The following is a 3,424-nucleotide window of genomic DNA, read 5'->3' on the forward strand; positions in this document are numbered from 1 at the left end:
GTCCGGGAGGTCGACCGGGCCGTGGCCGGGCAGCGCGACCTCGGCGGCGGACTCCTGCCGATCGGCGGGGCTGATCGGCAGCAGCTTGCGGCGGTCTCGCGGGGTGTGCGAGGCGTGGATGCCGCCGTTCAGGATGGTCTGCAGGCGGTCGGAGATGTCGGCGTAGTCGTCGAAGCCGAGCACTCCGTCGGCTTCGGGCAGCGCCTCGGCGAGCTCCTTGCCGTACCGCTCGGCCATGCAGCCCACAGCCACGACGGCCTGCGTTCTGCCATGGCCCTTGAGGTCGTTGGCTTCCAGGAGGGCGTCTACGGAGTCCTTCTTGGCGGCTTCGACAAAGCCACAGGTGTTGACGACGGCGACGTCCGCGTCCTCGGCGTCCTCCACGAGTTGCCAGCCGTCCGCCTCCAAGCGGCCTGCGAGCTCCTCCGAGTCCACCTCGTTACGGGCGCAGCCAAGAGTGACGAGTGCGACGGTACGGCGTTCAGGCATGGGCTCAAGACTACTTGTTCCCACTGACACCCCACGTCGAAGGGGTTGGCCGATCTTGGCCAACCCCTTGATCACTCACCCCGTAGGACCACTTGCCGGACCACTTATCCGACCTCGGGGTCGCCCTTCGTGTACGTGAGTCGCTCCACCGCTCCGGGCTGGAAGTCGTCCTCGATCTTCTTGCCGTTGACGTAGAGCTGGATCGCGCCGGCGTCGCCGAGGATCAGGTTGACCTTCGAGCTGTCCTGGAAGGTCTTGGACTCGCCCTTCTTGAGGAGTCCGTCGAAGAGCATCCGGCCGTTGTGGTCCTTGGCGGAGATCCAGCTGCGGCCGTCGACCGCGGTCACCTGGACCGTCACCTTGTCCTGCGGCGCGGCGGCGATGGCGCTGTCGGAGGGGTCGGACTTGGGTGTGGCGGACTCGGTGTTCGAGGGTGTCGGCTTGGCGGGTTTGCTGGTGCTGGGCGTGGCGCCCTGGGCGACCTGCGACTTGGCGTCGCTGTCGCTGTCGCCACCCTTGAAGGCGGTGAATCCGACGAAGCCGACCACCGCGACGATCGCGGCGACCATGGCGGCGGTCCAGTTGGGCCCCCGCCGCTCCGGACGGATACGTTCCGCCTCGAAGAGAGGTGCCGCCGGCGTCGGGGCCGGGCGTCCGCCGTGATCGTCGTCGTAGCGCGCGAGGAGCGGGGCGGGATCGGTGTGGACGGCCTTGGCGAGGGTCCGGATGTGCCCGCGCGCGTAGACGTCACCGCCGCAGGGCGTGAAGTCGTCGGCCTCGATGGCGTGCACGATGGCGATGCGGACCCGGGTGACACTGCTGACGTCGTCGACGGTCAGCCCGGCGGCGATACGTGCCTGCTGCAGGGCTCGGCCGACGGAAGGGCGGGCTGCTTCCTCATGACCGTCTTCGGAGCGACCGTCTTCGAACGGACGCTCGTCTTGAGGGGAGTTGCCGATGGACACGGGGGCGCCTTTCGAGCGTGTAGCCGCCTGTGCTGGAGGTTCAGTCTAGGGGGGGTATGAAAGGGTGAGGCAACCGGGCGGTGGGACTTTGTACGCCATCGGTATGGCCGGACAGGCCGATGGCGGGCCAGACACGGACCCCATGGTGGGAGCCCCATCTGTCCTCTCGCTCAACTTGACGTACGGCAAAGGGAAACGGTTGCCCGACGATCTCTAACGGGTGAGTCACGGACGGCCGCGGCCCTTCGGGTTCCGTCTACCCGCGCTTACCCCTCAGACTCCCCGCGGATCACCGCGAGCACGCCGTCCAGCTCGTCACCCTTCACAAGAACGTCACGCGCCTTGGACCCCTCGCTGGGTCCGACGATGCCCCGGGACTCCATGAGGTCCATCAGCCGCCCGGCCTTGGCGAAGCCGACGCGCAGCTTGCGCTGGAGCATCGAGGTTGACCCGAACTGCGTGGACACGACCAGCTCGGCCGCCTGGCACAGCAGATCGAGGTCGTCGCCGATGTCCTCGTCGATCTCCTTCTTCTGCTTGCTGCCGACCGTGACGTCCTCCCGGAAGACCGGGGTCATCTGGTCCTTGCAGTGCTGCACGACGGCGTGGATCTCGTCCTCGGTGACGAAGGCGCCCTGCATACGGGTGGGCTTGTTCTGACCCATCGGCAGGTACAGCCCGTCACCCTTGCCGATCAGCTTCTCCGCGCCGGGCTGGTCGAGGATGACCCGCGAGTCGGCGAGCGAGGAGGTGGCGAACGCGAGCCTGGAGGGCACGTTCGCCTTGATCAGACCGGTGACGACGTCTACGGAGGGGCGCTGTGTCGCAAGCACCAGGTGGATGCCGGCCGCACGCGCGAGCTGCGTGATGCGCACGATCGAGTCCTCGACGTCCCTCGGCGCGACCATCATCAGGTCGGCCAGCTCATCGACGATCACCAGGAGGTACGGATAGGTCTTGAGCTCCCGCTCGCTGCCCTCCGGGGTCTTCAGCTTGCCGTCGCGGATCGCCTGGTTGAAGTCGTCGATGTGCCGGTACCCGAAGGCAGCGAGGTCGTCATACCTGAGGTCCATCTCGCGTACGACCCACTGGAGCGCCTCGGCGGCCCGCTTCGGGTTGGTGATGATCGGCGTGATCAGGTGCGGGATGCCTTCGTAGGCGGTCAGTTCGACGCGCTTGGGGTCGACGAGGACCATGCGGACGTCCTCGGGGGTCGCGCGGCACATGATCGACGTGATCAGGCAGTTGATGCAGGACGACTTGCCGGAGCCGGTGGCGCCGGCCACCAGGATGTGCGGCATCTTCGCCATGTTGGCCATGACGTAGCCGCCCTCGACGTCCTTGCCGAGCGCCACGAGCATCGGGTGATCGTCCTCGGCCGCGTCCGCGAGACGCAGGACGTCTCCTACGTTGACCATCTCCCGGTCCGTGTTCGGGATCTCGATGCCGACCGCGGACTTGCCGGGGATCGGGCTGATGATCCGCACATCGGGGCTGGCGACGGCGTAGGCGATGTTCTTGGTGAGGGCGGTGATCCGCTCGACCTTGACGGCGGGGCCGAGCTCCACCTCGTAGCGGGTGACCGTGGGCCCACGGGTGAAGCCGGTGACGGCGGCGTCGACCTTGAACTCGGAGAAGACGTTCGTCAGGGAGGCGACCACGGCGTCGTTCGCGGCGCTGCGCGCCTTGCCGGGGCCCCCGCGCGTGAGGAGGTCGAGCGAGGGCAGCGAGTACGTGATGTCGCCTGACAGCTGGAGCTGCTCGGCACGCGGCGGCAGGTCCCGGACCTCCTCCGGGGGCGCCTTCGTGAGGTCCATGACCTCGGCCTTGAGCTTCTCCTGCCTGGGGCGCGCGGCGGGGGCCGGGACGGGCGTCGGGGTGGTGTCCTCGCGGTCGCCTCCCACCCGTACGCCCTGGGTGAGGTCGGCGACGATCGGCGAGGGCGGCATGCCGTGCAGGACGGCCCCGTC

The 3,424-nt window shown here is 68.2% G+C and carries 2 protein-coding genes and 1 pseudogene; all 3 read right to left on the minus strand.

Going from position 1 to position 3,424, the window contains the following annotated elements:
• A pseudogene (locus tag R6V09_RS49085) lies at positions 1-489 on the minus strand (30S ribosomal protein S12 methylthiotransferase RimO); the annotation flags it as partial.
• Between the two features lie 104 nt (positions 490-593).
• A complete protein-coding gene (locus tag R6V09_RS49090; protein ID WP_317887927.1) occupies positions 594-1,454 on the minus strand; it encodes a helix-turn-helix domain-containing protein in 861 nt (286 codons plus the stop codon).
• A 266-nt stretch (positions 1,455-1,720) separates the two neighbouring features.
• Positions 1,721-3,424, minus strand: a 1,704-nt coding sequence (locus R6V09_RS49095; protein ID WP_317887928.1) for a DNA translocase FtsK, incomplete at its 5' end; no start/stop codon positions are given.

Origin of the sequence: Streptomyces sp. W16, assembly GCF_033194735.1 — a bacterium.
Taxonomy (GTDB): Bacteria; Actinomycetota; Actinomycetes; order Streptomycetales; family Streptomycetaceae; genus Streptomyces.